This is a genomic window from Streptomyces hawaiiensis (genome assembly GCF_004803895.1).
Taxonomy (GTDB): domain Bacteria; phylum Actinomycetota; class Actinomycetes; order Streptomycetales; family Streptomycetaceae; genus Streptomyces; species Streptomyces hawaiiensis.
Genome location: NZ_CP021978.1, coordinates 4,327,538 through 4,353,255, shown reverse-complemented (window position 1 = coordinate 4,353,255; position 25,718 = coordinate 4,327,538). Strand labels below are relative to the sequence as shown.

General features: G+C 70.4%; 20 protein-coding genes. 11 read left to right on the top strand and 9 right to left on the bottom strand.

All coding sequences use genetic code 11. The features are described 5' to 3' along the window. Nucleotides 1-129 precede the first annotated feature (129 nt). Together CEB94_RS20035 and CEB94_RS20030 are read left to right on the top strand one after the other, a co-directional pair. A complete protein-coding gene (locus CEB94_RS20035; RefSeq protein ID WP_425472464.1) occupies nucleotides 130-855 on the top strand; it encodes an IclR family transcriptional regulator in 726 nt (241 codons plus the stop codon). A gap of 98 nt (nucleotides 856-953) precedes the next feature. Then, a complete protein-coding gene (locus CEB94_RS20030) occupies nucleotides 954-1,388 on the top strand; it encodes an SsgA family sporulation/cell division regulator (protein WP_033309865.1) in 435 nt (144 codons plus the stop codon). A 207-nt stretch (nucleotides 1,389-1,595) separates the two neighbouring features. Here CEB94_RS20030 and CEB94_RS20025 read toward each other — a convergent pair whose 3' ends face one another. Beyond that, complete coding sequence (locus CEB94_RS20025) at nucleotides 1,596-3,353, bottom strand: YibE/F family protein (protein WP_175433533.1); 1,758 nt, start codon at nucleotides 3,351-3,353, stop codon at nucleotides 1,596-1,598. 254 nt (nucleotides 3,354-3,607) lie between these two features. On the opposite strand from CEB94_RS20025, the gene thiC reads away from it, so the two are divergent. Further along, on the top strand, nucleotides 3,608-5,392 hold the full coding sequence (gene thiC, locus CEB94_RS20020) for a phosphomethylpyrimidine synthase ThiC (protein WP_246111853.1): 1,785 nt from the start codon (nucleotides 3,608-3,610) through the stop codon (nucleotides 5,390-5,392). A gap of 76 nt (nucleotides 5,393-5,468) precedes the next feature. Here the strand turns inward: thiC and CEB94_RS20015 are convergent, their stop codons facing one another. The 3 genes from CEB94_RS20015 to CEB94_RS20005 form a co-directional block, all read right to left on the bottom strand. Beyond that, nucleotides 5,469-6,335 carry a hypothetical protein gene (locus CEB94_RS20015; RefSeq protein ID WP_175433532.1) on the bottom strand — a complete coding sequence of 289 codons (867 nt, stop codon included), beginning with the start codon at nucleotides 6,333-6,335 and terminating at the stop codon, nucleotides 5,469-5,471. A gap of 183 nt (nucleotides 6,336-6,518) precedes the next feature. After that, nucleotides 6,519-7,610 (bottom strand): metallophosphoesterase, encoded by a 1,092-nt coding sequence (locus CEB94_RS20010; protein ID WP_246112171.1) that lies wholly within the window; start codon nucleotides 7,608-7,610, stop codon nucleotides 6,519-6,521. Nucleotides 7,611-7,887: 277 nt separating this feature from the next. Continuing rightward, nucleotides 7,888-9,000, bottom strand: coding sequence for a LacI family DNA-binding transcriptional regulator (locus tag CEB94_RS20005; protein WP_175433530.1), 1,113 nt, complete (start codon nucleotides 8,998-9,000; stop codon nucleotides 7,888-7,890). A 431-nt stretch (nucleotides 9,001-9,431) separates the two neighbouring features. On the opposite strand from CEB94_RS20005, the gene hisC reads away from it, so the two are divergent. Further along, nucleotides 9,432-10,511 (top strand): histidinol-phosphate transaminase, encoded by a 1,080-nt coding sequence (gene hisC, locus CEB94_RS20000; RefSeq protein WP_175433529.1) that lies wholly within the window; start codon nucleotides 9,432-9,434, stop codon nucleotides 10,509-10,511. 16 nt (nucleotides 10,512-10,527) lie between these two features. On the opposite strand, the gene CEB94_RS19995 is transcribed toward hisC, so the two are convergent. Then, on the bottom strand, nucleotides 10,528-10,920 hold the full coding sequence (locus CEB94_RS19995) for a cyclophilin-like fold protein (protein WP_175433528.1): 393 nt from the start codon (nucleotides 10,918-10,920) through the stop codon (nucleotides 10,528-10,530). 149 nt (nucleotides 10,921-11,069) lie between these two features. On the opposite strand from CEB94_RS19995, the gene CEB94_RS19990 reads away from it, so the two are divergent. The 4 genes from CEB94_RS19990 (at nucleotide 11,070) to CEB94_RS19975 (ending at nucleotide 18,270) form a co-directional block, all read left to right on the top strand. After that, a complete protein-coding gene (locus tag CEB94_RS19990; protein ID WP_175433527.1) occupies nucleotides 11,070-12,578 on the top strand; it encodes a cytochrome ubiquinol oxidase subunit I in 1,509 nt (502 codons plus the stop codon). A gap of 20 nt (nucleotides 12,579-12,598) precedes the next feature. Then, complete coding sequence (cydB, locus tag CEB94_RS19985) at nucleotides 12,599-13,603, top strand: cytochrome d ubiquinol oxidase subunit II (protein WP_175433526.1); 1,005 nt, start codon at nucleotides 12,599-12,601, stop codon at nucleotides 13,601-13,603. A 12-nt stretch (nucleotides 13,604-13,615) separates the two neighbouring features. Continuing rightward, entirely contained in the window at nucleotides 13,616-17,101 is a 3,486-nt protein-coding gene (gene cydD, locus CEB94_RS19980; RefSeq protein WP_175433525.1) for a thiol reductant ABC exporter subunit CydD, read from the top strand. A gap of 101 nt (nucleotides 17,102-17,202) precedes the next feature. After that, nucleotides 17,203-18,270, top strand: a complete 1,068-nt coding sequence (locus CEB94_RS19975; protein ID WP_175433524.1) for a M23 family metallopeptidase — start codon at nucleotides 17,203-17,205, stop codon at nucleotides 18,268-18,270. A gap of 19 nt (nucleotides 18,271-18,289) precedes the next feature. Here the strand turns inward: CEB94_RS19975 and CEB94_RS19970 are convergent, their stop codons facing one another. The 4 genes from CEB94_RS19970 to CEB94_RS19955 all read right to left on the bottom strand — a co-directional run bounded on the left by CEB94_RS19970 (nucleotide 18,290) and on the right by CEB94_RS19955 (nucleotide 22,763). Then, nucleotides 18,290-19,159: a Cof-type HAD-IIB family hydrolase gene (locus CEB94_RS19970; protein ID WP_246111852.1), complete on the bottom strand. Its 870-nt coding sequence runs from the start codon at nucleotides 19,157-19,159 to the stop codon at nucleotides 18,290-18,292. Between the two features lie 169 nt (nucleotides 19,160-19,328). Then, nucleotides 19,329-20,231 (bottom strand): LLM class flavin-dependent oxidoreductase, encoded by a 903-nt coding sequence (locus tag CEB94_RS19965; RefSeq protein ID WP_175433523.1) that lies wholly within the window; start codon nucleotides 20,229-20,231, stop codon nucleotides 19,329-19,331. A gap of 82 nt (nucleotides 20,232-20,313) precedes the next feature. After that, nucleotides 20,314-20,862 (bottom strand): RNA 2'-phosphotransferase, encoded by a 549-nt coding sequence (locus CEB94_RS19960; protein ID WP_175433522.1) that lies wholly within the window; start codon nucleotides 20,860-20,862, stop codon nucleotides 20,314-20,316. Nucleotides 20,863-21,005: 143 nt separating this feature from the next. After that, complete coding sequence (locus tag CEB94_RS19955; RefSeq protein ID WP_175433521.1) at nucleotides 21,006-22,763, bottom strand: SDR family oxidoreductase; 1,758 nt, start codon at nucleotides 22,761-22,763, stop codon at nucleotides 21,006-21,008. A gap of 168 nt (nucleotides 22,764-22,931) precedes the next feature. Here CEB94_RS19955 and CEB94_RS19950 point away from each other — a divergent pair, with 168 nt between their 5' ends. Genes CEB94_RS19950 through CEB94_RS19940 form a run of 3 tightly spaced genes read left to right on the top strand, consistent with a single transcriptional unit; the run spans nucleotide 22,932 to nucleotide 25,715 of the window. Further along, complete coding sequence (locus tag CEB94_RS19950; protein WP_175437081.1) at nucleotides 22,932-23,900, top strand: ABC transporter ATP-binding protein; 969 nt, start codon at nucleotides 22,932-22,934, stop codon at nucleotides 23,898-23,900. Continuing rightward, nucleotides 23,890-24,807: an ABC transporter permease gene (locus tag CEB94_RS19945; RefSeq protein WP_175433520.1), complete on the top strand. Its 918-nt coding sequence runs from the start codon at nucleotides 23,890-23,892 to the stop codon at nucleotides 24,805-24,807. Before CEB94_RS19950 ends, CEB94_RS19945 begins: the two co-directional genes overlap by 11 nt. Next, nucleotides 24,804-25,715, top strand: coding sequence for an ABC transporter ATP-binding protein (locus tag CEB94_RS19940; protein WP_175433519.1), 912 nt, complete (start codon nucleotides 24,804-24,806; stop codon nucleotides 25,713-25,715). Before CEB94_RS19945 ends, CEB94_RS19940 begins: the two co-directional genes overlap by 4 nt. Nucleotides 25,716-25,718: the final 3 nt, after the last annotated feature.

The window sequence follows — 25,718 nt, the reverse complement described above, 5'->3', positions numbered from 1 at the left end:
AGACCCTTGGTCCCGGCTGACACCGCACCCGTCCACCTCCACACCGTCCCCGCGCAACCCCGCTCGGCGACACCCTCCGGGCCACCGGCCCCCTCCGCACCACCGCCTGCGCCGACCCTCATCGGATCCGTGCAGCGCGCGATGCGCCTGCTGGAGACCGTCGCCGTGCACGAGTACGGCGCCCCCGCCAAACAACTGGCCCGTGAGACCGGGCTGGCGCTGCCCACGACCGACCACCTGCTGCGCACACTCGTACACGAGGGCTATCTGCGCCGGGACAAGGGCCTGTTCTTCCTCGGCGAGGCGGCCGAGCGGCTGAGCAGCAGCGGAGCGCGGCAGAAACGTCGCAGCACGGTCGTCGACGCGCTGGCGAACTGGCGGGACGTCCTGGGCGTGCCCGTGTACTACGCGGTGTACCGCGAGGGCGAGATCGAGGTCATGTGCGTCTCCGACACCCCGGGCAACCCGGCGGTCGAGGAGTGGGCCGACTTCCGCGAGACCGGGCACGCGCACGCCATCGGTCAGTGCCTGCTGTCCCAGCTGGACGAGGAATCGCGCCGTGACCACCTCGACCGCTACCCGGTGCAGCCCCTCACGCCGTACACGGTGCGCGACAACCACAGCCTGCTGAGACGGCTGGAGCGGATCCGGCGGATGGAACCGGTGACCGAGCGTCAGGAGTACGCCCTGGGCGCGGTCTGCGCCGCGATCCCGCTCACCCTCGGCACCACGGCCGCGACGATGGCCATCTCGCTGCCCGCACACCAGGCCGACCGGCTGCTGCCCACGGCCCGGCAGTTGCAGACCGAGATCGGGCGGCTGCTCGGCTCGCTCGCGCTCTCTATCAGTATGTGAAAACTCACTCCTTGTGATCTGCTGTGTACGTTCAGCAAGATTCCACCAAGTGTCAGAGGTTCGTTCCCGGCCAGTCACGGCGAATGACGGGGTTATCGATGCGCGAGTCCGTACAAGCAGAGGTCATGATGAGCTTTCTCGTGTCCGAGGAGCTCTCCTTCCGCATTCCGGTGGAGCTGCGCTATGAGTCCAGTGATCCCTATGCCGTCCGGCTGACCTTCCACTTGCCCGGTGATGCCCCGGTTACGTGGGCTTTCGGGCGGGAGTTGCTGATCGACGGTGTCGGCCGGCCGTGCGGGGAGGGCGATGTGCGGGTCACGCCGGTCGAACCCGACGCGCTGGGCGAGGTGTTGATCCGGCTTCAGGTGGGCAGTGACCAGGCGTTGTTCCGGTCGTCGACGGCACCGCTCGTCGCTTTCCTGGACCGTACGGACAAGCTGGTGCCGCTGGGTCAGGAGGGTTCGCTCGCCGACTTCGACGCGCACCTCGACGAGGCCCTGGACCGCATCCTCGCCGAGCAGGGCGCTGGTTGAGACATGCGCCCGGCGGCACGGTGGAGTAACGCTTCACCAGGTGCCGCCGAGCTGTGCAGGAACGCTTCTTCCTGCGATCTTCGTATGACCGGGCGATCTTCTCGCGGTCGGAGGCGGTCGAGGCCGAGGCGCTCAAGGTCAACGCGCCGGGGACCGGGGCGCCACCTCGGGGGCCGAGACCTCCGCAGACGCCCCAGCACAGAGGCGTCAGCGCTTGCGGCGCCGGCCCCTCCCCCCGCGCGCGGGGACCGCGGGGGCCTCCACGGCGGGCTCCGCGCCGGCACGGTCGGCCGAGACCACCAGCGCCGCCAGGGCGGTGGTGACCGGCACCGAGGCGACCAGGCCGATCGAACCGACCAGCGTGCGCACGATCTCCTCCGCCACCAGCTCGCTGTTGGCGACCGTCCCCACACTGCTCTGCGCGATCGAGAACAGCAGCAGCAGCGGCAGCGCGGCACCCGCGTAGGCGAGGACGAGCGTGTTGACCACCGAGGCGATGTGGTCGCGGCCGATCCGGATGCCCGCACGGTAGAGCCCGCGCCAGCCCATCGACGGGTTGGCCTCGTGCAGCTCCCAGACCGCCGACGTCTGCGTGACCGTCACGTCGTCGAGTACGCCCAGCGAGCCGATGATGACGCCGGCGAGCAGCAGACCGCTCATGTCGATCGTCGGGTAGAGGCCGTGGATCAGGCCGGTGTTGTCGTCGGTGTTGCCGGTGAGCGCGGCCCAGTCGATGAACACCGAGCCGAGGATGCCGATCAGCAACAGCGAGATGAGGGTGCCGAGTACCGCCACGGATGTCCGGGCGGACAGACCGTGACAGAGGTACAGGGCGATGAGCATGATGGCGCTGGCGCCCACCACCGCCACGACCAGCGGGTTCGAGCCCTGCAGGATCGCGGGCAGGATGAAGAAGTTCAGCACCATGAAACTGATGGCCAGTGCGACCAGTGCCATGACACCCCGCAGCCGCCCGACGATCACGACGGCGAGGGCGAAGATGCCGGCGAGCAGCCCCATGGGCAGACGACGGTTGATGTCGGTGACCGAGTACTGCAGGTCCTTCGGCGCCGAGGGCTCGTAGGCGACCACGACCTTCTGGCCCTCGTGCAACTGGCGGGACTGGTCGGGCTGGACGATCTCGGTGAACGTACGGCCCTTGTCGTCGCCGCTGTCGACCCGGATCGTCGCGCGCTTGCAGGTGCCCTTCTCCTGCTGCACGGCGGAGGAACCCTCGGCGGTGGAGGTGTCGCCGGTCGGTGGGACGCCCGAAGCGCCGGCCTCCTGGCAGCTCACCTCGACCACCTTGGTGACCGAGGCATCCTGCGTCTGTCGGTCGAAGCCGACGCCGGTGCGCTCGTGCGACGGGGCGCCGCCCGGCCACAGCACGGCGAGACCGACCAGCACCGCCGCGGCGAACGGGATCAGGATCGCCGCGATGACCTTGCGCAGATGCAGGGAGACGGGCGTGGCCGGGCCGTGGCTGTGCGAATGCCCGTGTCCGCCGCCCGGGGCGGAACCGGGACCGGGTCCGTGCTCGTCGCCTCCGCCGCGGCCATTTCCGTGACCTTCACCGGGCCCGTGGCCGTGACCTCCACCGTGATCCTGGCCGTGACCTTCACCGTGGCCGTGCCCGTCGCCTCCGCCGTGGCCGTGGCCGTGGCCGTGCCCGTCGCCTCCGCCGTGCCCGTCACCGGAGCGCTGTCCGGGGCCCTGCCCTCCCGTGGGGGAACCGTGAGAACCGGCACCCGGGCCGCCATTGAAGCCCGGCCCGTACTCGCCGCCGCCTGCGGGGCCGGAACGCGCGTCACGCCCGTACCCGGGCCGAGGGCCCTGCCCCGTGGTTTGCCCCTGCCCGCCTCCGGCGGCGAAATCATGGCCGTCACCACGGCCGTTGCCGTTTCCGGAGCCGGATCCGCGGGGCGGCTCGGGCGGTGGGTAGGGGGGACGCTGCGTCGTGGTCACCGACCGATCATCGCAAGAACGAGGGGGGCCCTCTGTTCACCGCGCCAGAATTGCCGCTAGCGTGGAGGCACCTTTTGTACACGCGGGAGCTCGGAGCACCGGGCTGAGAGGGCGCTGACCTCCGTCCCAGCGATGTTTCACATGAAACATCGCCGGAGTCGAGTGATGTTTCACACGAAACGTCGCCGGACGGAAACCGCTGCGTCGACCGCCGAACCTGTTACCGGGTAATGCCGGCGTAGGGAGTAGGTCTCATGACCAACAAGGACGCACGCACGCCTGCCTCCGTTCAGGACGAGAAGTCCGAGGAGGCCGGGAAGTCCATCGGCTGGCACAAGGCGTACATCGAGGGCACCCGCCCCGACTTGCGCGTGCCGGTCCGTCAGGTGCACCTCACCAACGGCCAGTCGGTCACGCTGTACGACACGTCGGGCCCGTACACCGATCCAGGCGTCGACACCGACGTCCGCAGGGGCCTGTCGCCGCTGCGCGAGAACTGGATCATCGCCCGCGGCGACACCGAGGAGTACGAGGGCCGCCCCGTCCGTCCCGAGGACGACGGCATCAAGCACACCTCGCCCCGCGGCGGCCTCCGCAACCTCGACGCGGTCTTCCCCGGCCGCCCCCGCCAGCCGCGCCGCGGCAGGGACGGACAGGCGGTCACGCAGCTCGCGTACGCCCGCCGGGGAGAGATCACGCCCGAGATGGAGTACGTCGCCATCAGGGAGAACGTGGCGCCCGAGGTCGTGCGCGACGAGATCGCGGCGGGGCGGGCCGTGCTGCCGGCCAACGTCAACCACCCGGAGATCGAGCCGATGATCATCGGCAAGCGGTTCCTGGTGAAGGTCAACGCCAACATCGGCAACTCGGCGGTGACGTCCTCCATCGAGGAGGAGGTCGAGAAGATGACCTGGGCGACCCGATGGGGCGCCGACACGGTCATGGACCTGTCCACCGGCCGCAACATCCACACCACGCGCGAGTGGGTCCTGCGCAACTCCCCCGTTCCCATCGGCACCGTGCCGCTCTACCAGGCCCTGGAGAAGGTCGACGGCCGGGCCGAGGAGCTGACCTGGGAGATCTACAAGGACACGGTCATCGAACAGGCCGAGCAGGGCGTGGACTACATGACGGTCCACGCGGGCGTGCGCCTGGCCTACGTGCCGCTGACGGCGAACCGCAAGACCGGCATCGTCTCCCGCGGCGGCTCGATCATGGCCGCCTGGTGCCTCGCGCACCACAGGGAGTCGTTCCTGTACGAGAACTTCGAGGAGCTCTGCGAGATCCTCGCCGCTTACGACGTCACGTACTCGCTCGGGGACGGCCTCAGGCCCGGATCGATCGCGGACGCCAACGACGAGGCACAGTTCGCGGAGTTGCGCACGCTCGGGGAACTCAACCGGATCGCGAAGCGTTTCAACGTTCAGACCATGATCGAGGGCCCGGGCCACGTCCCGATGCACAAGATCAAGGAGAACATCGACCTTCAGCAGGAGATCTGCGATGAAGCTCCGTTCTATACGCTCGGCCCGCTGACCACGGACGTCGCGCCGGCGTACGACCACATCACCTCCGGCATCGGTGCCGCGATGATCGCCTGGTGGGGCACGGCGATGCTGTGTTACGTCACGCCCAAGGAGCACCTGGGCCTGCCGAACCGTGACGACGTCAAGACCGGCGTCATCACCTACAAGATCGCCGCCCACGCAGCCGACCTCGCCAAGGGACACCCGGGTGCGCAGGAGTGGGACGACGCGCTGTCCGACGCCCGTTTCGAGTTCCGGTGGGAGGACCAGTTCAACCTGGCCCTCGACCCGGACACGGCACGGGAGTTCCATGACGAGACCCTGCCCGCCGAGCCCGCCAAGACGGCTCACTTCTGCTCGATGTGCGGTCCCAAGTTCTGCAGCATGAAGATCTCGCAGGACATCCGCCGTGAACACGGCGGTACACGGACCGAGATCGAGGAGGGCATGGCCCTGAAGTCGAAGGAGTTCGCGGCGAGCGGGAACCGCGTGTACCTGCCCATCGCGGACTGAGCCGGCCGCGCACAGGCCCGGGGGTCGATGGTCCCCCGGCCTGTGGGTCCGCCCGCTGGACGGGCTCCGACGGGTGCTACTCCGGCTGGTGCTCCGGTCCTCCGAAGTCCGGGCTGCTGTAGTCCGGGCTGCTGAAGCTGGGGCGTGAGCCACGGTCGCCGTCGTCCGGGCTGGTGAACCCCGGGCGGCCGTAGCCGAGGTGCGGCATGCGGCTGACCGGCGTGGACGAGGGCGTGTGGTGCAGCGCGGCGGCCGCGCCGGGGTCGACGAGGGCCTCCCGCAGGAAGGGCAGGATGCCGCGTTCCAGTAGGGCCTCGTGCCAGGCCTCCTTGGCCTGGGCCACCTCGCCCCGCAGCTCGCCGTACGGTCCGCCCTCGGCCGTGGGCTTGTTGCGCAGGGCCGTGAGCAGCAGCCCCACCGCGGCGACGAGAATCGCGACCGCGGTCACGGCGCCGAACACCCAGCCGGTGGTGAGCATGGTCCGGGCGAACCCCTGCTCCGGGTCGAGCATCTGCAGGATGTAGCCGACGAGCAGGAAGATCGCCGCGGCGGTTCCGGCCAGGACGGGTGCGAGGACGGCGACGACGGCGACGGCGCCCGCGCCGGCGGTCTCGGTGACCCCTCCCATGGTGGCGGCGATCCCCGACGCGACCGTACCCGGCTCGGCGGAACCGGACTCGCGCACGGCCGGCGAGCCGGCCGACGCCGGTTGACGCAGTTCGTCGCGGACCTTGACGTAGTGCTGGTACTCGGTCGACGCGGCCGCCGTGATGAGCGCGGTCGCGTTCAGCGCCATGGTGCGCAGTTGTTCGGCGTTGAGCCGCTGTCCGACAGCGGCCAGTTCGGGACGGTGTGGTGCGGAGCGCAGCGCCTCATCGAGGATCCGCTCGTATTCCTGGCGGTCCTCGCTCAGCAGGTGCTGCGGAACGCTGTTCATGTGCATCCCCCGATGCTCCGTAGGGCTTGGGGCTCGGCATGCTGACGAGCCGTCGGGCAGAAACGGAGGGGAGCCTGCTACGGATAAGCCGATGGTAGAGCGGTGACGGTATGCGGTGACAGGGGGTTTACCGAAATTGACCCCGCACCGGCCCCGTCCTCCGAAGGGGAACGCCTGCCCGGTGAATGTTCATGTATCCAGCGGTAGTTGCTGGACCAGCAGCTTTCCGGCCATGGTCACGCCGCCGTCCATCGCGATGGCGAGTCCGTCGGCGTAGACGTGCGGTCCCTCGATCACGGGGTCGCGGTTGTCCTCGTCGTCCTCGGAGCCGGCCTCGCCCAGCAGATAAGGAATCGGGCTGTGCCCGTGAACGATGCGGGCGCCCCCGTACGTATCGAGCAGGGAGCGCACGGCGTCCGCGCCGCCCTCGTCGCGGAAGGAGAACCGCTTGGTGAACTTGCGGAACAGGTCCCAGACCTCGTCCGCGTCGTTGCGCGTGATCGTCTCGCGGACGGTGTCGTTGACCTCTTCGATGGAGCGGCCGTAGTCGAGGTAGGCGGTGGTGTCGGAGTGGACGAGCAGGTGGCCGTCGACCTCCTCGACGGCGTCCAGGCGCGACATCCACTGCAGGTGGTGGTCCTGGAGGCGGTCCATGTCGGTCTTCTGGCCGCCGTTGAGCAGCCAGGCCGCCTGGAAGGTGGCGGTGCCCGCGCCGGAGTTGACGGGGGTGTCGCCGAACCGCTTCGCACCCAGCAGCAGCAGCTCGTGGTTGCCCATGAGCGCCTTGCAGTAGCCGCCGGCCGCGGCGGCCTCGGCGGACAGCCGCATCACCAGGTCGATGACGCCGATGCCGTCCGGGCCGCGGTCGGTGAAGTCGCCGAGGAACCACAGCCGGGCGGTGCCCGCGCACCAGTTTCCGGCGGCGTCGAGCAGGCCCTTGTCCTGGAGGGCCGACACCAGCTGGTCGAGGTAGCCGTGCACGTCGCCCACGACGTACAGCGGGCCCTGCCCGGTGGTGGCCTGCGGGGCGGCGGCGGTCTCGGGGTCCACGGTCACCTGGACAGTGTCGCCCCGGTTGACGACGGGAAGGTCGCGCTGGGTCGGCGTGTACCCCTCGGGGTAGGCCTCCTCGGGCGGCGGGGCGACATCACCGGGGTGGCCGCTGTGGACGTACGGACCGGTCTCATGGACGTACGCGGGCACCCGGAAGTCGCGCAACGTCGCCGTCCGCTCCACCTCGGGTCCCTGACCGGCCCCCTGAGTCATCGACCCCTCCACCATCGCGCCGCGTTGCACCGCATCGGACTGCCTGGTCGTAGCGGCCCGCGGGTGTCGTGGGCCCATCATAGGAATGCGGATCGCGCCATGTGATGACCCAGGGGTGGTGAATCAGAGCAAGACTCCAGTTCACCGCGGCTTTCGCCCCGATTGAGCCGGGCTTTGACCACCGTGTGACCGTCCTCGCTCTTCTGCTCTTCGCGAGAACGATCCCTTCCCTCCGGGGGACCGGCCCTGTTTCTCCCCAGGAGGGCGACCTTCCCTTTACCCGGGGGCGGACTTAACTCTCCTCGGGTGAGCGCGGCGGGCTGACCGTCGTGCGCGGCGGGCGTCGCTGGGACGAGGTACGCACGATCAGCTCCGTCGGTATCACCTGCTCCACCGGTCGGTCGGATTCCACTCCCTCGATGGCGTCGATGAGGAGCTGAACCACCGCCGTGCCGATGCGGCGCGGCTTCAGGGAGAGCGTGGTGACGGGCGGCTCGGTGTTGGCGTACACCGTGGACTCGCTGCAGCAGACCAGCAGCAGGTCGTCGGGGACGCGCAGGCCGTAGCGGCGAGCGGCGGCGAGCAGGTCGGTGCCGTTCGGGTCGAACAGTCCGTAGACCGCGTCGGGCCGGTCGGGCCGGGCGAGGAGCCGGTCGGCGGCCACGGCGCCCGCGCAGGGATCGTGCGCCGGGTAGGACTCGTACACCGGATCCTGGCCCACGCGCTCGCACCAGCGCAGGTACGCGGTGGTCGACAGGTGGGTGTACGTGTCCGTCGTCGTGCCTGTCAGCAGGCCGATGCGGCGGGCGCCGGCGTCGGCCAGGTGCTCGAGGATGCCGAGGACGGCGGCTTCGTGGTCGTTGTCGACCCAGGCCGTGACCGGCAGCGCACCGGCCGGTCGGCCGTCGGAGACGACCGGCAGACCCTGCCGGACGAGTTCGCTGACGACCGGGTCCTGGTCGGAGGGGTCGATGACGACCGTGCCGTCCAGGGCGACGTTCGACCACACGTCGTGGCGGGAGGTCGCCGGGAGGATGACGAGGGCGTAGCCGCGGGCGAGCGCGGCGGACGTGGCGGCCCGGGCCATCTCCGCGAAGTACGCGAACTCCGTGAAGGTGAAAGGTTCATCCCCGTACGTGGTCACGGTCAGGCCGATGAGTCCCGACTTGCCGGTACGGAGGGTCCGGGCCGCGGCCGAGGGCCGGTAGCCCAGCCGGTCGGCGACTTCCCGGACATGGCGCCGGGTGGCGTCCGGAAGCCGCCCCTTGCCGTTGAGGGCGTCGGAGACGGTCGTGATGGAGACTCCGGCGGCGGCGGCCACGTCTCTGATTCCGGCCCGACTCGGCCGACTGCCTCGCCGTGAGGTTTCCGCGCGGCTCACCTGGTGCTTCCCTGCTGCTGTCATGGCGAGCCGATAGTAGGGCTCATGCGGTGGGGTAGTGCGGACGCATATGCACGCGTTGACAGGCACGTTTCTGCATGATCATTCAACCTCAATTACTTTGGAAAACAAGGGTGTTGAGCGCTCTCGTGGCAGTACGTGTCGTGTCGGCGCGCACGGGCCTGCCAAGTGGCCGATGTTGCGAAGAGGTCTCAACTCACCTGCACGGGGGATGCGCGCCACGGCGTGCACCACCGGCGCATAGATATATGTGCGGCGCGCCCCCGGATTCGTACGCCTTGGTGAGGTGATGCCCCTGATGCCGGTGGGACCCGCGAGGCCGAGGCCGGCCGCTTGGCCGTGGCTATACGCAGCGACGCCGAATCCTCATAGGGTGAGGAGTATTGGATGTCGGCGGCGGTCATGGGCCGCCGGTCTTCACGAGGAGGACTGCGGTGAGCGAGACGAGCCCCAAGCTGCGCGCCGAGCTGGAGGGGATCCCCACCTACAAGCCGGGCAAGCCCGCCGCGGCAGGTGGTCCGGTGGCCTACAAGCTGTCCTCCAACGAGAACCCCTATCCGCCCCTGCCGGGCGTGATGGAGACCGTGACGGCGGCGGCCTGCAACTTCAACCGCTACCCGGACATGGCCTGTACGGCGCTGATGAACGAGCTGTCCGAGCGGTTCGGCGTGCCTCTCTCCCACCTGGCCACCGGTACCGGTTCGGTCGGTGTCGCCCAGCAGCTGATCCAGGCCACCTCCGGCCCGGGCGACGAGGTGATCTACGCCTGGCGGTCGTTCGAGGCGTACCCGATCATCACGCAGATCAGCGGCGCGACGTCGGTCCAGGTGCCGCTGACGCCCGGGGATGTGCACGACCTCGACGCGATGGCCGACGCGATCACCGACCGGACGCGGCTGATCTTCGTCTGCAACCCCAACAACCCGACCGGCACGGTGGTGCGGCGGGCGGAGCTGGAGCGTTTCCTGGACCGGGTCCCGGGTGATGTGCTGGTGGTCCTCGACGAGGCCTACCGCGAGTTCATTCGCGATCTCGAGGTGCCGGACGGCGTCGAGATCTACCGCGACCGGCCCAACGTCTGTGTCCTGCGGACCTTCTCGAAGGCGTACGGCCTCGCCGGCCTGCGTGTCGGTTTCGCCATCGCCCACGAGCCGGTGGCTGCGGCGCTGCGCAAGACGGCGGTGCCGTTCGGCGTGAGCCAGCTCGCGCAGGAGGCGGCGATCGCCTCACTGCGGGCCGAGGACGAACTGTTCGGCCGGGTCGGCTCGCTGGTGTGTGAGCGCACCCGTGTGGTCGACGGGCTGCGCTCTCAGGGCTGGACGGTGCCCGAGACTCAGGCCAACTTCGTGTGGCTGCGGCTGGGGGAGCGCACGGTCGCGTTCGCGCAGGCGTGCGAGCAGGCGGGGGTGGTGATCCGGCCGTTCCCGGGCGAGGGTGTGCGGGTGACGGTCGGGGAGGCCGAGGCGAACGACATCTTCCTGAAGGTGTCGGAAGGGTTCCGCAAGGAGCTCTAGGGCCCCGCGAGCCAGGTCAGGCATCCACGAGTTCCACGCGTACGGGGTCGCCGTCCCGCACGGTCGCGAGCAGGCCGGGGTCGCCGTCGAGGCGGCCCAGGACGTTGCACGGGCCGGCGAGGCGGCACTCGTCGCCCTGTGAGATCGGCGTAGGTCCGTAGGGGAGGGCGAGAGCGTCGCCGTCGGTCCAGAAGGCGACGGTGCCTGCCTCGACGACTTCCCGGGCGCCTGTTTCACGTGAAACCGACACTCCTGTGTCGAAGTACACCTCCTCGCCCCAGGTGCGCGCTGTCGAGACGAGGGGCAGCGCCTCGGCGAGGGCCCGGCTGGTCGGGGTGTCGTCGAGCGACGCGGTGAGATGGCCCGCGGGCCAGGAGATCCGTATCTGTAGCGATGTCGGTGTCTGCATGCCGTTGATTCAACAATATGTTGAAGTTCGGGCCAAGGGGCTGACTGTGACGGGGGAGACAGGGGACCCCCTCCAGGCCTCGAAAGTCCGTGCTGCATAATGGCTTGTGAATGTGAACGCTTTCACAAGCGTAGGTAAGGAGCGGCGACGTGGACCTGGCTTTGGCGCCGGAGACCCTGGCGCGATGGCAGTTCGGCATCACCACCGTCTACCACTTTCTGTTCGTCCCCCTGACGATCTCGCTGGCCGCGCTCACCGCCGGTCTGCAGACCGCCTGGGTGCGCACGGAGAAGGAGAAGTACCTCCAGGCGACCAAGTTCTGGGGCAAGCTCTTCCTGATCAACATCGCGATGGGCGTGGTCACCGGCATCGTGCAGGAGTTCCAGTTCGGCATGAACTGGTCGGACTACTCACGCTTCGTCGGTGACGTCTTCGGTGCGCCGCTGGCCTTCGAGGCTCTGATCGCCTTCTTCTTCGAGTCGACCTTCATCGGCCTGTGGATCTTCGGCTGGGACAAGCTGCCGAAGAAGATCCACCTGGCGTGTATATGGATGGTCTCGATCGGCACGATCCTGTCGGCCTACTTCATCCTCGCGGCCAACTCCTGGATGCAGCACCCGGTCGGCTACCGGATCAACGAGGCGAAGGGCCGGGCCGAGCTCACGGACTTCTGGCTGGTTCTGACCCAGAACACCGCGCTCGCCCAGGTCTTCCACACGCTCACCGCGGCCTTCCTGACCGGCGGGGCCTTCATGGTCGGCATCGCCGCCTTCCACCTGGTCCGCAAGAAGCACATCCCCGTGATGAAGACCTCGCTGCGGCTGGGCCTCGTCACTGTCGTCATCGGCGGCCTCCTCACCGCGATCAGCGGCGACGTCCTCGGCAAGATCATGTACCAGCAGCAGCCGATGAAGATGGCTGCGGCCGAGGCGCTGTGGGACGGCGAGAAGCCGGCTCCCTTCTCGGTCTTCGCGGTCGGCGACGTCGACAAGGGCCACAACAAGGTCGCCATCGAGATCCCCGGCCTGCTGTCCTTCCTGGCGAAGGACGACTTCACCTCGTACGTGCCCGGCATCAACGACATCAACAAGGCCGAGCAGGAGAAGTACGGGCCCGGTGACTACCGGCCCAACATCCCCGTCGCCTACTGGGGCTTCCGGTGGATGATCGGCTTCGGCATGACGTCGTTCGCCATCGGCCTGGCCGGGCTGTGGCTCACCCGCAAGAAGTTCATGCTGCCGCAGCACCTGAGGGTGGGCGACGACGAGGTGCCGCACCTCGTGCTGCTGCCGAAGAAGGCGCTCGGCCCGACCCTCACCAAGTGGTACTGGCGCATCGCGATCCTCACCCTGGGCTTCCCGCTGATCGCCAGCTCCTGGGGCTGGATCTTCACCGAGATGGGCCGCCAGCCGTGGGTTGTCTACGGCCTGTTCCAGACGCGTGACGCGGTCTCCCCCGGTGTGTCCCAGGCCGAGATCATCACCTCGATGATCGTCTTCACCACGCTGTACGCGACCCTCGCCGTCGTCGAGGTCAAGCTGCTGGCCAAGTACGTCAAGGCGGGCCCGCCGGAGCTCACCGAGGCCGACCTCAACCCGCCCACGAAGATCGGCGGCGACTCCCGTGACGCCGACAAGCCGATGGCCTTCTCGTACTAGGCCGAGGGAGCTGCACAGTCATGGAACTGCACGACGTCTGGTTCGTCCTGATCGCCGTCCTGTGGACCGGCTACTTCTTCCTGGAGGGCTTCGACTTCGGGGTCGGGGTGCTCACGAAGCTGCTCGCCCGCAACCGGCCCGAGAAGCGGGTGCTGATCAACACCATCGGCCCCGTCTGGGACGGCAACGAGGTGTGGCTGCTCTCGGCGGCCGGCGCGACCTTCGCCGCCTTCCCCGAGTGGTACGCAACGCTCTTCTCGGGCTTCTACCTCCCCCTGCTGCTCATCCTGGTCTGCCTGATCCTCCGGGGCGTGGCCTTCGAGTACCGCGTGAAGCGGCCGGAGGAGAACTGGCAGCGCAACTGGGAGACGGTGATCTTCTGGGCCTCGCTGCTGCCCGCCTTCCTGTGGGGCATGGCCTTCGGCAACATCGTGCGAGGCGTGAAGATCGACCAGGACTTCAACTACGCGGGCGGCGTCCTGGACCTGCTCAACCCGTACGCGCTGCTGGGCGGTCTGGTCACGCTGGCGCTGTTCACCTTCCACGGAACGGTGTTCGTCGGGCTCAAGACCGTCGGCGAGATCCGGGAGCGGGCGCGGAAGCTGGCGCTGCGCGTCGGACTGGTGACCGCCCTGCTGGCGCTCGCCTTCCTGCTGTGGACGCAGGCCGACCGGGGTGACGGTTCGTCGCTCGTGGCGATGGTCGCGGCCGTGGCGTCGCTCCTCGTGGCCCTGGTCGCGGCACGGGCCGGGCGCGAGGGCTGGGCGTTCGCCCTGTCGGGTCTCACCATCGTGGCCACGGTGGCGATGCTCTTCCTGACGCTCTTCCCGAACGTCATGCCGTCGACGCTGAACCCGGACTGGAGCCTGACGGTCACCAACGCCTCGTCCAGCCCGTACACACTGAAGATCATGACCTGGTGTGCCGGGATCGCCACCCCCGTCGTCCTGCTCTACCAGGGCTGGACGTACTGGGTCTTCCGCAAGCGGATCGGTACACAGCACATCACCGAGACCGCGCACTGAGGTGTGTTTCACGTGAAACCAATCGATCCGCGTCTGCTCCGGTACGCCCGCGCCACCCGCCTCTTCCTGGTGGCGGTCGTGGCCCTGGGGGCCGTGGGGGCGGGACTGGTCATCGCGCAGGCGATGCTCATCGCCGAGGTGGTGGTCGGTGCGTTCCAGCACCGCATGGCGGTGTCCGAACTCCGCGCTCCCCTGCTGTTGTTGACCGTGGTCGCGGTCGGCCGGGCGCTGGTCGGCTGGCTCACCGAGCTGGCCGCCCACCGGGCCAGTGCGGCGGTGAAGTCCGAGCTGCGGGGGCAGCTGCTCGAGCGATCCGCTGAGCTGGGACCGGGCTGGCTGAGCGGGCAGCGGACCGGTTCGCTGGTCGCCCTGGCCACCCGGGGAGTCGACGCCCTCGACGACTACTTCTCGCGCTACCTGCCGCAGTTGGGTCTCGCGGTGGTCGTGCCCGTGGCGGTGCTGGCGCGGATCGTCACCGAGGACTGGGTCTCCGCGGCCATCATCGTGGGCACCCTCCCCCTCATCCCGGTCTTCATGGTGCTGATCGGCTGGGCCACCCAGTCCCGGATGGACCGTCAGTGGCGGCTGCTGTCACGGCTGTCCGGGCACTTCCTGGACGTCGTCGCGGGGCTGCCGACGCTGAAGGTGTTCGGGCGGGCCAAGGCGCAGGCCGAGTCGATCCGGCGGATCACCGGCGAGTACCGGCGGGCGACCATGCGGACGCTGCGGATCGCCTTCATCTCCTCCTTCGCGCTGGAACTGCTCGCGACGATCTCGGTGGCTCTGGTCGCCGTGACGATCGGCATGCGGCTGGTGCACGGAGAGATGGACCTGTACATCGGCCTCGTCATCCTGATCCTCGCGCCCGAGGCGTATCTGCCCTTGCGGCAGGTGGGGGCTCAGTACCACGCGGCGGCGGAGGGGCTCGCGGCGGCCGAGGAGATTTTCGAGGTCCTGGAGACGCCCGTCCTGGCGTCCGGTTCCGAGGCCGTGCCGGAGGGTGCGCTGTCGTTCGAGAGCGTGACCGTCCGGTACCCGGGGCGGTCGGCGGCCGCCGTCTCGAGCGTGTCCTTCGGCATCGAGCCCGGGGAGACGGTCGCCCTGGTGGGGCCGAGCGGCGCCGGCAAGTCGACGCTGCTGAGCGTTCTGCTGGGGTTCGTGCGACCGGCCGAGGGGCGGGTGCGGGTCGGGGGAGTCGATCTCGCCGACGCCGACCTGGAGCAGTGGCGTTCCCGGATCGCGTGGGTGCCGCAGCGGCCGCATCTGTACGCCGGGACGATCGCTGAGAACGTACGGCTGGCCCGGCCCGACGCCGACGACGACGCCGTGCGGCAGGCGCTGCGGGACGCCGGGGCACTGGAGTTCGTCGACGCGCTGCCCGAGGGCGCGGAGACCGTGCTCGGCGAGGACGGCGCCGGGCTGTCCGCCGGGCAGCGGCAGCGGCTCGCGCTGGCCCGGGCGTTCCTCGCGGACCGGCCCGTGCTGCTGCTCGACGAGCCGACGGCGGCGCTGGACGGGGCCACCGAGGCCGAGGTCGTTGCGGCGGTGCGGCGTCTCGCGGCCGGCCGGACGGTGCTGCTGGTGGTGCACCGGCCGGCGCTGCTGGAGGTCGCGGACCGGGTCGTGCGGCTGGCGGAGCCCGAGACCACCGCTGCCCTGCCAGTGGCGACCGTGGCCCGGGGGGCCGGGACACGGTCCGTCGAGGTCGAGCCGCCCACCCCGGCCGAGTCCGTGGAGCAGTCGGCTTCAGGCGGTGCCCTCGCCCGCGTCCGCGCCATGTCCGGCGCCCGGCGCGGACGACTGGGACTCGCACTGCTGCTCGGGAGTCTCGCGCTGGGGAGCGCCGTGGGGCTCATGGCCACCTCCGGGTGGCTGATCTCGCGGGCCTCGCAGCAGCCGCCCGTGCTGTATCTGATGATGGCCGTCACGGCGACGCGTGCGTTCGGGATCGGGCGGGCCGTGTTCCGGTACGCCGAGCGGCTGGTGTCCCACGACGCCGTGCTGCGGATGCTGGCGGACACCCGGGTCGCGGTGTTCCGCAGGCTGGAGCGGCTGGCGCCGGCCGGGCTGCGCCGGGTCCGCCGAGGTGATCTGCTTTCCCGGCTGGTCGCGGACGTGGACGCGCTGCAGGACTACTGGCTGCGGTGGCTGCTGCCGGCCGGGTCGGCCGTCGTCGTGTCGGCCGCGTCGGTCGGCTTCACGGCATGGCTGCTGCCCGAGGCCGGGGCGGTGCTCGCGGCCGGGCTCCTGGCGGCGGGGGTGGGCGTGCCGCTGATCACCGGCGCCGTGGCCCGGCGGGCCGAGCACAGGCTGGCGCCCGCCCGTGGGGTGCTCGCGACGCGGGTGGCCGACCTGCTCACCGGCACCGCGGAACTGACCGTCGCCGGTGCCCTGCCCGCGCGGACCGCTCAGGCCCGCGAGGCCGACGGGGTGCTCACCCGGATCGCCTCGCGCGCCGCCACCGCCACGGCTCTGGGTGACGGTCTCACCGCGCTGATCTCCGGACTGACCGTCACGGCCGCCGCCCTGGCCGGCGCGCAGGCGGTCGCCGCCGGGCGACTCGACGGTGTGACCATGGCCGTCGTCGTCCTGACCCCGCTAGCCGCCTTCGAGGCCGTGCTCGGGTTGCCGCTCGCCGTGCAGTACCGGCAGCGCGTGCGCCGGAGCGCGGAGCGGGTGTACGAGGTGCTGGACGCCCCGGAGCCCGTGAGGGAACCGGAGCGGCCCCGGCAGGCGCCCGCGTCACCGTTCCCGGTCGTGGTCAGGGGGCTGACCGCCCGGTACGCCGGGCAGGACCGGAACGCGCTCGCCGGGCTCGAGCTGACCCTCGGGGAGGGCCGCCGGATCGCCGTGGTCGGGCCCTCCGGCTCCGGCAAGACCACGCTGGCGCAGGTGCTGCTGCGGTTCCTCGACGCGGAGGCGGGTTCGTACTCGCTGGCGGGCGTGGACGCGTACGCGCTGCACAGCGACGACGTACGGGGACTCGTCGGGTTGTGTGCGCAGGACGCGCACCTCTTCGACAGCTCGCTGCGCGAGAACCTGCTGCTCGCCAGGAAGGACGCCACCGAGGATCACCTGCGGGCCGCGCTCGGCCGTGCCCGGCTGCTGGACTGGGCCGACGGCCTGCCCGACGGGCTCGACACGCTCGTCGGCGAGCACGGGGCGCGGCTGTCGGGAGGCCAGCGGCAGCGGCTCGCGCTGGCCCGGGCACTCCTGGCGGACTTCCCCGTCCTGGTGCTGGACGAGCCCGCCGAGCACCTCGACCTGCCGACCGCCGACGCGCTCACCGCCGATCTGCTGGCCGCCACCGAGGGCCGGACGACGCTGCTCATCACGCACCGGCTGGCGGGCCTCGAAGCGGTCGACGAGGTGCTCGTGCTGGACCGGGGACGGGTCGTGCAGCGCGGTCCCTACGCGGAGCTGCTGGCGACGGACGGACCGCTGCGCGCGATGGCCGAGCGGGAGGCGGCGTCGGAGTCGCTGGTGGGAGCGCGGTAGGGGTCGGGAGCGGCGTGCACTGGGCCGTTCGGCGCAGCCGGTCCCCCAGCCGTACGACGTGAACAGGGCCGGGTCGGCAGAGTTGGGCGACGATCGCTGACATGCGCTCATATCGCCGCCATCGGCTGCTGATTCCGGTCCTGCTGTGCACGCTGGCCGTGCTCGCGGCCCGGCCGACGGCGGCGCACAAGGAACCCGGGAGCGGCACCGGGTCCGGCGCGGACCCAGGCCTCAGCGCCGAGGTGGTGCGGCTGTACGAGGAGGCCGCGGTGGCGACGCAGCAGTACGAGGCCGGCCGCAAGGAGGCCGAGGAGCAGCGGGCCGAAGCCCAGCGGGCGGAGGCACTTCTGGACGCGCAGCGGCGGCACATCGCCGCCCTGCACGAGGACCTGGGCCGGATCGCGCGGGCCCAGTACCGCAGCAGCGGTGGCCTGCCGGTGGCCGCGCACATGATCCTCGCCGACAGCCCCGACGGCCTGATGCGAGGTCAGCACGCCTTCTCCCAGGCCGATCTCGCCGTGAACAACGCGATCTCCAAGAACCGGCGCGCCGAGGCCCGGCTCGCGGCGGACGAGGCCAGGGCCGCGGACCGGTGGCAGGCGCTGGAGAAACGCAACGCCCAACTCGCCGGTCTGAAGGCGGACATCGAGCAGAAGCTGGAGACGGCCCGCTCGCAGCTCCAGGGGCAGGCGGACGCCGCGGTCTCCGCCGGCGCGTGTCGCGGAGCCGTCCGGCTCGATCAGGCGGAGACGGGGTTCACCGAGGGCGAGTGGGTCGCGCCGGTCGAGACGTACGAGCTGTCCGCGTCCTACGGCAGCGGCGGTGAGCGGTGGTCGAACCGGCACACCGGGCAGGACTTCGCGGTGCCGATCGGCACGCCGGTGCGGGCCGTGGGCGCGGGCCGGGTGGTGAAGGTGTCCTGCGGCGGTGCCTTCGGCATGGAGATCGTGCTCAAGCACGCGGGCGGGTATTACACGCAGTACGCCCATCTCGCTTCCCTCGCGGTCGACCAGGGGGAGCACGTCAGCCCGGGCCAGTGGATCGGGCAGTCGGGCACCACGGGCAACTCCACCGGGCCTCACCTGCACTTCGAGACCCGGGTCACACCGGAGTCGGGCTCGGCGGTGGACCCGGTGTCGTGGCTGGCGGCGCGCGGGGTGTCCCTGTGAGACACCCCGGCCCCATCGGCTACGGCAGTTCCGTGAGCAGCTGCTCGATCACGACCGCGACCCCGTCCTCGTTGTTGGCGACCGTCTGCCCCGAGGCGGCGGCGATCACGTCCGGGTGGGCGTTGCCCATCGCGTACGACCGGCCCGCCCAGGTCAGCATCTCCACGTCGTTGGGCATGTCCCCGAAGGCGACGACCTGCTCGTGCGAGATGCCGCGTTCGGCGCAGCACAGGGCGAGGGTGCTGGCCTTGGACACTCCCGGGCCGCTGATCTCCAGCAGGGCGCTGGGGCTGGATCGGGTGACGTCGGCGCGGTCGCCGATGGCGAGGCGGGCCAGGGTCAGGAAGGCGTCGGGGTCGATCTCGGGGTGGTAGGCGAGGATCTTCAGCACCGGCTCCGCGGCGGCCGGGTGGTCCGGGCCCAGGAGTTCCTCGGCCGGGGCGAGGCTGTCCGGTATCTCCATGTGCAGCTTCGGGTACGCCGGCTCCTGGTAGAAGCCGTACGTCTGCTCCACCGCGTATACCGTCCCCGGTGCCGCGTCGCGCAGCAGCCGTACGGCGTCCAGGGCGTTCTCCCGTGCCAGCTCCCGTACCTTCACGAACCGGTGGGCGCCCGGGCCGCCGTGCAGGTCGACCACGGCGGCGCCATTGCCGCAGATGGCCAGGCCGTGGCCGTGCACGTGGTCGCTGACGACGTCCATCCAGCGGGCCGGGCGGCCGGTGACGAAGAAGACCTCGATGCCCGCCTCCTCGGCGGCGGCCAGCGCGGCGACCGTACGCGGGGACACCGACTTGTCGTCGCGCAGCAGGGTGCCGTCGAGGTCGGTGGCGATCAGCCGCGGCGGGAGGGTCTCGGCCGCGGTCTCGGGCTGTCGGGTCGCTGAGGTCACCCGGCCATTGTCCCGCACATGGCTGCACGGGCGTGCGGGGCTCCGCACAGGTGAGTGGATACCGCCTTCACCAGGAGCCTCTCGGCAGGAGCCCCTCACCAGCAGTCTCTCGCCAGGTCCCCCCCAGTAGGGCCCTTCACCCGAGGCTCCTCGGCGCATCCGTCCGCGCTCAGCGCAGCTGCGCCGGCGCCTCCATCGCGATCTGCTCGAAGATCTTCTCGTCCGCCGCGAACTGTGAATCGGCGATCGGCCAGTGGATCACGATCTCCGTGAAGCCCAGCTCCGCATGCCGCCCGGCGAAGTCCACGAACGCGTTCAGCGACTGGAGCGGGCCGCCGCGCTCCGGCGTGAAGCCGGTGAGCAGGACCCGGTCGAGGTCGGTCATGTTCCGGCCGACCTCGGCGCAGATGTCGTCGAGCCTCTCCGCCTGCCCGCGAATGGCCTGAATCGACTGTTCAGGCGTGCCGCTCTCGTACAGCTTGGGGTCGCCGGTGGTCACCCACGCCTGTCCGAACCGTGCGGCGAGCCGCATCCCGCGCGGCCCGGTCGCGGCCACCGCGAACGGCAGCCGGGGCCGCTGCACACAGCCTGGGATGTTCTGGGCCTCGTGGGCGGAGTAGAAGTCACCCTCGTACGACACGGCGTCCTCGCTGAGCAGCCGGTCGAGCAGCGGGACGAACTCGGCGAAGCGGTCGGCGCGCTCGCGGGGTGTCCACGGTTCCTGGCCGAGCGCGGTGGCGTCGAAGCCGGAGCCGCCCGCGCCGATGCCCAGCGTGACCCGTCCGCCGGAGATGTCGTCGAGGGAGATCAGCTCCTTGGCCAGGGTCACGGGGTGCCGGAAGTTCGGGGAGGTCACCAGGGTGCCCAGCCGCAGCCGGTCGGTGACGCTCGCGGCGGCGGTGAGGGTCGGCACGGCGCCGAACCACGGGCCGTCCCGGAAGGTGCGCCAGGACAGGTGGTCGTAGGTGTACGCGGTGTGGAAGCCGAGCTGCTCGGCGCGTGTCCAGGTCGTGCGGCCGCCTTCGTGCCAGCGGCGGTACGGGAGGATCACGGTGCTCAGGCGCAGACTCATGGCGACGAGCCTAAGGGAACCGGGCGGTCGGCCGTGTTTCACGTGAAACCAGTCACCGTGCGCGTCTGGTCACACCAGCAGGTCAGCGCGGCCCGGCAAAGCGCAGATAGCGCGGCGGCACGGCCTGGGTGAGCCACACCCCGTTCGCACTGACGTGGAAGACGTGGCCGTCGGCGTGCAGGGCGGCCGCGTCCACTCCGAGCACGACCGGCCGCCCCCGGCGAGCTCCGACACGGGTCGCCGTCTCCCGGTCGGGCGAGAGATGCACGGCATGCCGGTTCATCGGACGGAGTCCCTCGGCCCGGATCGCGTCCAGATTGCGGGCGACGGTGCCGTGGTAGAGGTACGCGGGCGGGGTGGCCGGCGCCAGCCCGAGATCGACCTCCACGCTGTGGCCCTGACTGGCGCGGATCCGAGTGCCCTCGACGGCGAAACGCCGCTTGTCGTTGGTGGCGACGACCTGGTCCAGCTCGTCGCGGGCGAACCGGAAGCCGTGCGCGGCGGCCGCGGCGATGAGGGTGTCGATCTCCACCCAGCCGGCCTCGTCGAGGGTGAGCCCGATCCGCTCCGGCTGGTGGCGCAGATGCTTCGACAGGTACTTCGACACCTTCACGGTGCGTCTTTCGTCCATCCCACCAGAGTGCGGGAGAGACGTGAATCACGCGATCGAGTTTCGCTTGCCAGGTTTGATCCACAACCAAGTGGTGTTATCCACAGGGTGAATGGGCGTCTCTGTGGACAACTGGCCGTCGCGGCAGGGGTTTTGGCGCTCCGTCACACGGGGGGCTTGACCCGCGCGATGCCCCGCAGGGCCCCGGGAGCCCACCGCGACAGCCAGCGCGCACCCCGCGCCTCCGGCGTCACCGGCACCACCGCCTCATTGCGCGTCACCGCCCGCAGGATCGCTCGGGCGACCTTCTCCGGCGGGTAGTTGCGCAGCCCGTACAGCCGAGCGGTGCGCTTTTGCAGCCGCTCCTCCTCCCGCGCGTCGACCCCGGCGAAACGCGCCGTCGACGTGATGGCCGTGTTGACGAACCCGGGGCAGACCGCCGTCACGCCGATCCCCCGCCCGGCCAGCTCCGCCCGCAGACACTCGCTGAGCATCAGCACGGCCGCCTTGGAGGTGCTGTAGGCGGGCAGCGCCCGGGACGGCTGGTACGCCGCGGCCGACGCCACGTTGACGATGTGGCCGCCCTGCCCGCGCTCGGCCATCCGCCTCCCGAAGAGCCGGCAGCCGTGGATGACTCCCCAGAGGTTGACGTCGAGGACGTTCTTCCAGTCCTCCGGCGTGGTGTCGAAGAAGGAACCGGACAGCCCGATCCCGGCGTTGTTCACGAGGATGTCCACCACTCCGTACTCGGTGGTGACCTTCTCGGCGAGCTTCTCCATGGACTGCTCGTCGGAGACGTCGGCCGTCTCGGCCCAGGCCCCGGTGGCGCCCGCCCGACGGGACGACTCGGCGGTGCGAGCCGCGGCCTCCGCGTTCCGGTCGACGACCACCACCCGCGCGCCGGCCTCGGCGAACGCGAGCGCCGTCGCCCGCCCGATGCCGCTGCCCGCCCCGGTGACCAGCACGAGCTGCCCGCCGAACCGCTCGGCGTGCGCGCCGCTCGCCACCACCGGGGACCGGCCGTTCTCGACGGACGTCACGAACTCCTCGATCCACCCGGCCAGCTGATCCGGCCGGGTGCGCGGCATCCAGTGCCCCGCCTGGACCGTCCTGCGGGTCAGCTGCGGAACCCACTGCTCCAGTCCGTCGTGGAGCCGCTCCGAGAGGAACCGGTCCTCCAGGGGCGTGATGATCTGCACGGGCGCGTGGGCGTGCGCGTCCGAGCGTGGCCTGCGCAGCCGGGGCCGGACGTTGTCCCGGTACAGCCAGGCCCCGCGGGCCGCGTCCGACGGCAGGGACGAGGTGGGGTAGTCGCCCCGGGGCACCTTCTCGACGCGCTCCAGCATCCGCGGCCAGCCCTTGCCGAGCGGGCCGCGCCAGGCAAGCTCGGGCAGCACGGGCGTGTGCAGCAGGTACACGTACCAGGACCGGGCGCCCTGCCCGAGAAGCTGGCCGACCCGGCGCGGGGTGGGCCGCTTCACGCGCTGGCCGATCCAGTGACCGAAGTGGTCGAGGGACGGCCCGGACATCGAGGTGAAGGAGGCGATGCGGCCCTCGGTGCGCTTCACGGTGGTGAACTCCCAGGCCTGCACCGAGCCCCAGTCGTGCCCGACCAGGTGCACCGGCTCGTCCGGGCTCACCGCGTCCGCGACGGCCAGGAAGTCGTCCGTCAGCTTCTCCAGGGTGAACCCGCCCCGCAGGGGCCGCGGCGCCGTCGACCGGCCGTGGCCGCGGACGTCGTACGCCACGACGTGGAAGCGTCCGGCGAGCCGCTCGGCGATCTCGGACCACACTTCTTTGCTGTCGGGGTAGCCGTGCACCAGGACGACCGTCGGCCGCTCCGGATCACCCAGCTCGGCCACACACAGCTCGACTTCGCCGGTCCGCACCCTGCGCTCCCGCGCGCCCGTCAGCAACGTCATCCGGCGAATCTGGCAGTTGTTAGAGACTTCGTCAATAGGAGCTTCCCGGTCGTGGTAACTCTCAAGAACCAGCTCCCCTAGGGGCCCGTAATACTCAGGGCTGATCCGAAGACAGCTCTGCGGAGTGACGACCGCCACGCGCACGGCCCCTACCTTCGAAGGGTGACTGTGATCGCGACCGAAAGCCTGAGCAAGCGGTTCCCCCGGGTGACCGCGCTTGACCGGCTCTCCGTGGACGTCGGACCCGGTGTGACCGGACTCGTCGGAGCCAACGGAGCCGGCAAGTCCACACTGATCAAGATCCTGCTGGGTCTGTCCCCCGCCACCGAGGGCCGCGCCGAAGTGCTCGGTCTCGATGTCGCCACCAAGGGCGCCGCCATCCGCGAGCGGGTGGGCTACATGCCCGAACACGACTGCCTGCCGCCGGACGTCTCGGCCACCGAGTTCGTCGTCCACATGGCGCGCATGTCCGGCCTGCCGCCCACGGCCGCGCGCGAGCGCACGGCCGACACCCTGCGCCACGTCGGGCTGTACGAGGAGCGCTACCGCCCCATCGGCGGCTACTCGACCGGCATGAAGCAGCGCGTCAAGCTCGCGCAGGCCCTCGTCCACGACCCCCAGCTGGTCTTCCTGGACGAGCCGACCAACGGCCTCGACCCGGTCGGCCGCGACGAGATGCTCGGCCTGATCCGCCGGATCCACACCGACTTCGGCATCTCGGTCCTGGTCACCTCCCACCTCCTGGGCGAACTGGAGCGCACCTGCGACCACGTCGTCGTCATCGACGGCGGCAAGCTCCTGCGCTCCAGCTCCACCACGGACTTCACGCAGACCACCACGACCCTCGCGATCGAGGTCACCGACACCGACGCGCACCCGGACGGCACCCGAGCGGTCCGTGAGGCGCTGCACGCGCGCGGAGTCACCGTCGAGGACGGCAGCGGCCTGCCCGGCGCCGGCCATGTCCTGCTGCTCACCGCGCAGGGCGAGGAGACGTACGACCTGGTCAGAGACGTGATCGCGGACCTGGGACTCGGCCTGGTGCGCATGGAGCAGCGCCGGCACCACATCTCCGAGGTCTTCACCACCAGCGACGAGCGCGAGCAGCGGAAGGAGGCGGTCGGCCATGGCGGTTGAGCACGCCACGGGGACATCCGCCCCGGCACCGGGTGACCAGACCCGCATCCACAACATCGGCTACCGCGGCTACGACGGTCCGCGCCTCGGCCGCGCCTACGCCCGCCGCTCCCTGTACTCGCAGTCCCTGCGCGGCTCCTACGGCCTCGGCCGCTCGGTGAAGTCCAAGGTGCTGCCGATGCTGCTGTTCGTGGTGATGTGCGTGCCCGCGGCCATCATGGTCGCCGTCGCGGTCGCCACCAAGGCCAACGCCCTGCCCGTGGACTACACGCGCTACGCGATCGTCATGCAGGCGGTCATCAGCCTGTACGTCGCCTCGCAGGCACCCCAGTCCGTCTCGCGCGACCTGCGCTTCAAGACCGTGCCGCTGTACTTCTCGCGGCCCATCGAGACCGCCGACTACGTCCGCGCCAAGTTCGCTGCGCTGGCCTCGGCGCTGTTCATCCTCACGGCCGGCCCCCTGCTCGTGCTCTACGTGGGCGCGCTGCTGGCCAAGCTCGACTTCGCCGATCAGACCAAGGGATTCGCACAGGGACTCGTCTCCGTGGCACTGCTCTCCCTGCTGTTCGCCGGCATCGGCCTGGTCATCGCGTCCTTCACCCCGCGCCGCGGCTTCGGCATCGCGGCCGTGATCGCCGCGCTGACCATCACCTACGGCGCGGTCTCCACCCTCCAGGCCATCGCCGACGCCCAGGGCAGCAGCGACGCCGTGCCGTGGATCGGGCTGTTCTCGCCGACCACGATCATCGACGGTGTGCAGTCCGCGTTCCTGGGCGCGACGTCCGCCTCCCCCAGCGGGGTGGGCCCGAGCACCGGCGAGGGCGTCGTCTACGTCGTCGTCGCCCTGGGCCTGATCGCGGCGAGCTATGGCCTCCTGATGCGCCGCTACAAGAAGGTGGGACTGTGACCACGCTCTCCATCGACCACGTCTCCCGCTGGTTCGGCAACGTGGTCGCCGTCAACGACATCACCATGACCATCGGCCCCGGAGTCACCGGCCTGCTGGGGCCCAACGGCGCCGGCAAGTCCACCCTCATCAACATGATGGGCGGCTTCCTGGCCCCCTCGACCGGCACGGTCACCCTCGACGGCCAGGCCGTGTGGCGCAACGAGCAGATCTACAAGCACATCGGCGTCGTGCCCGAGCGGGAGGCGATGTACGACTTCCTCACGGGTGAGGAGTTCGTCCTGGCCAACGCCGAGCTGCACGGCCTGGGCGCCAAGGCGGCCCAGAAGGCGCTGGCCACGGTCGAGATGGAGTACGCACAGGACCGCAAGATCCAGACGTACTCCAAGGGCATGCGCCAGCGCGTGAAGATGGCCTCCGCGCTGGTTCACGACCCGTCGCTGCTGCTGCTGGACGAGCCGTTCAACGGCATGGACCCGCGCCAGCGTATGCAGCTGATGGACCTGCTGCGCCGCATGGGCGACGAGGGCCGCACGGTCCTGTTCTCGTCCCACATCCTCGAAGAGGTCGAGCAACTCGCCTGGCACATCGAGGTCGTCGTCGCCGGCCGGCACGCAGCCAGCGGTGACTTCCGCAAGATCCGCCGCCTGATGACCGACCGGCCGCACCGCTACCTGGTGCGTTCCAGCGACGACCGCGCCCTCGCGGCCGCGCTGATCGCCGACCCGTCGACGGCCGGCATCGAGGTCGACCTCGCCGAGGGCGCGTTGCGCATCCAGGCCGTCGACTTCGGCCGCTTCACGGCCCTGCTGCCGCGGGTGGCCAGGGACCACGGCATCCGGTTGCTCACGGTCTCGCCGTCCGACGAGTCCCTCGAGTCCGTCTTCTCGTACCTCGTCGCGGCGTAGGAG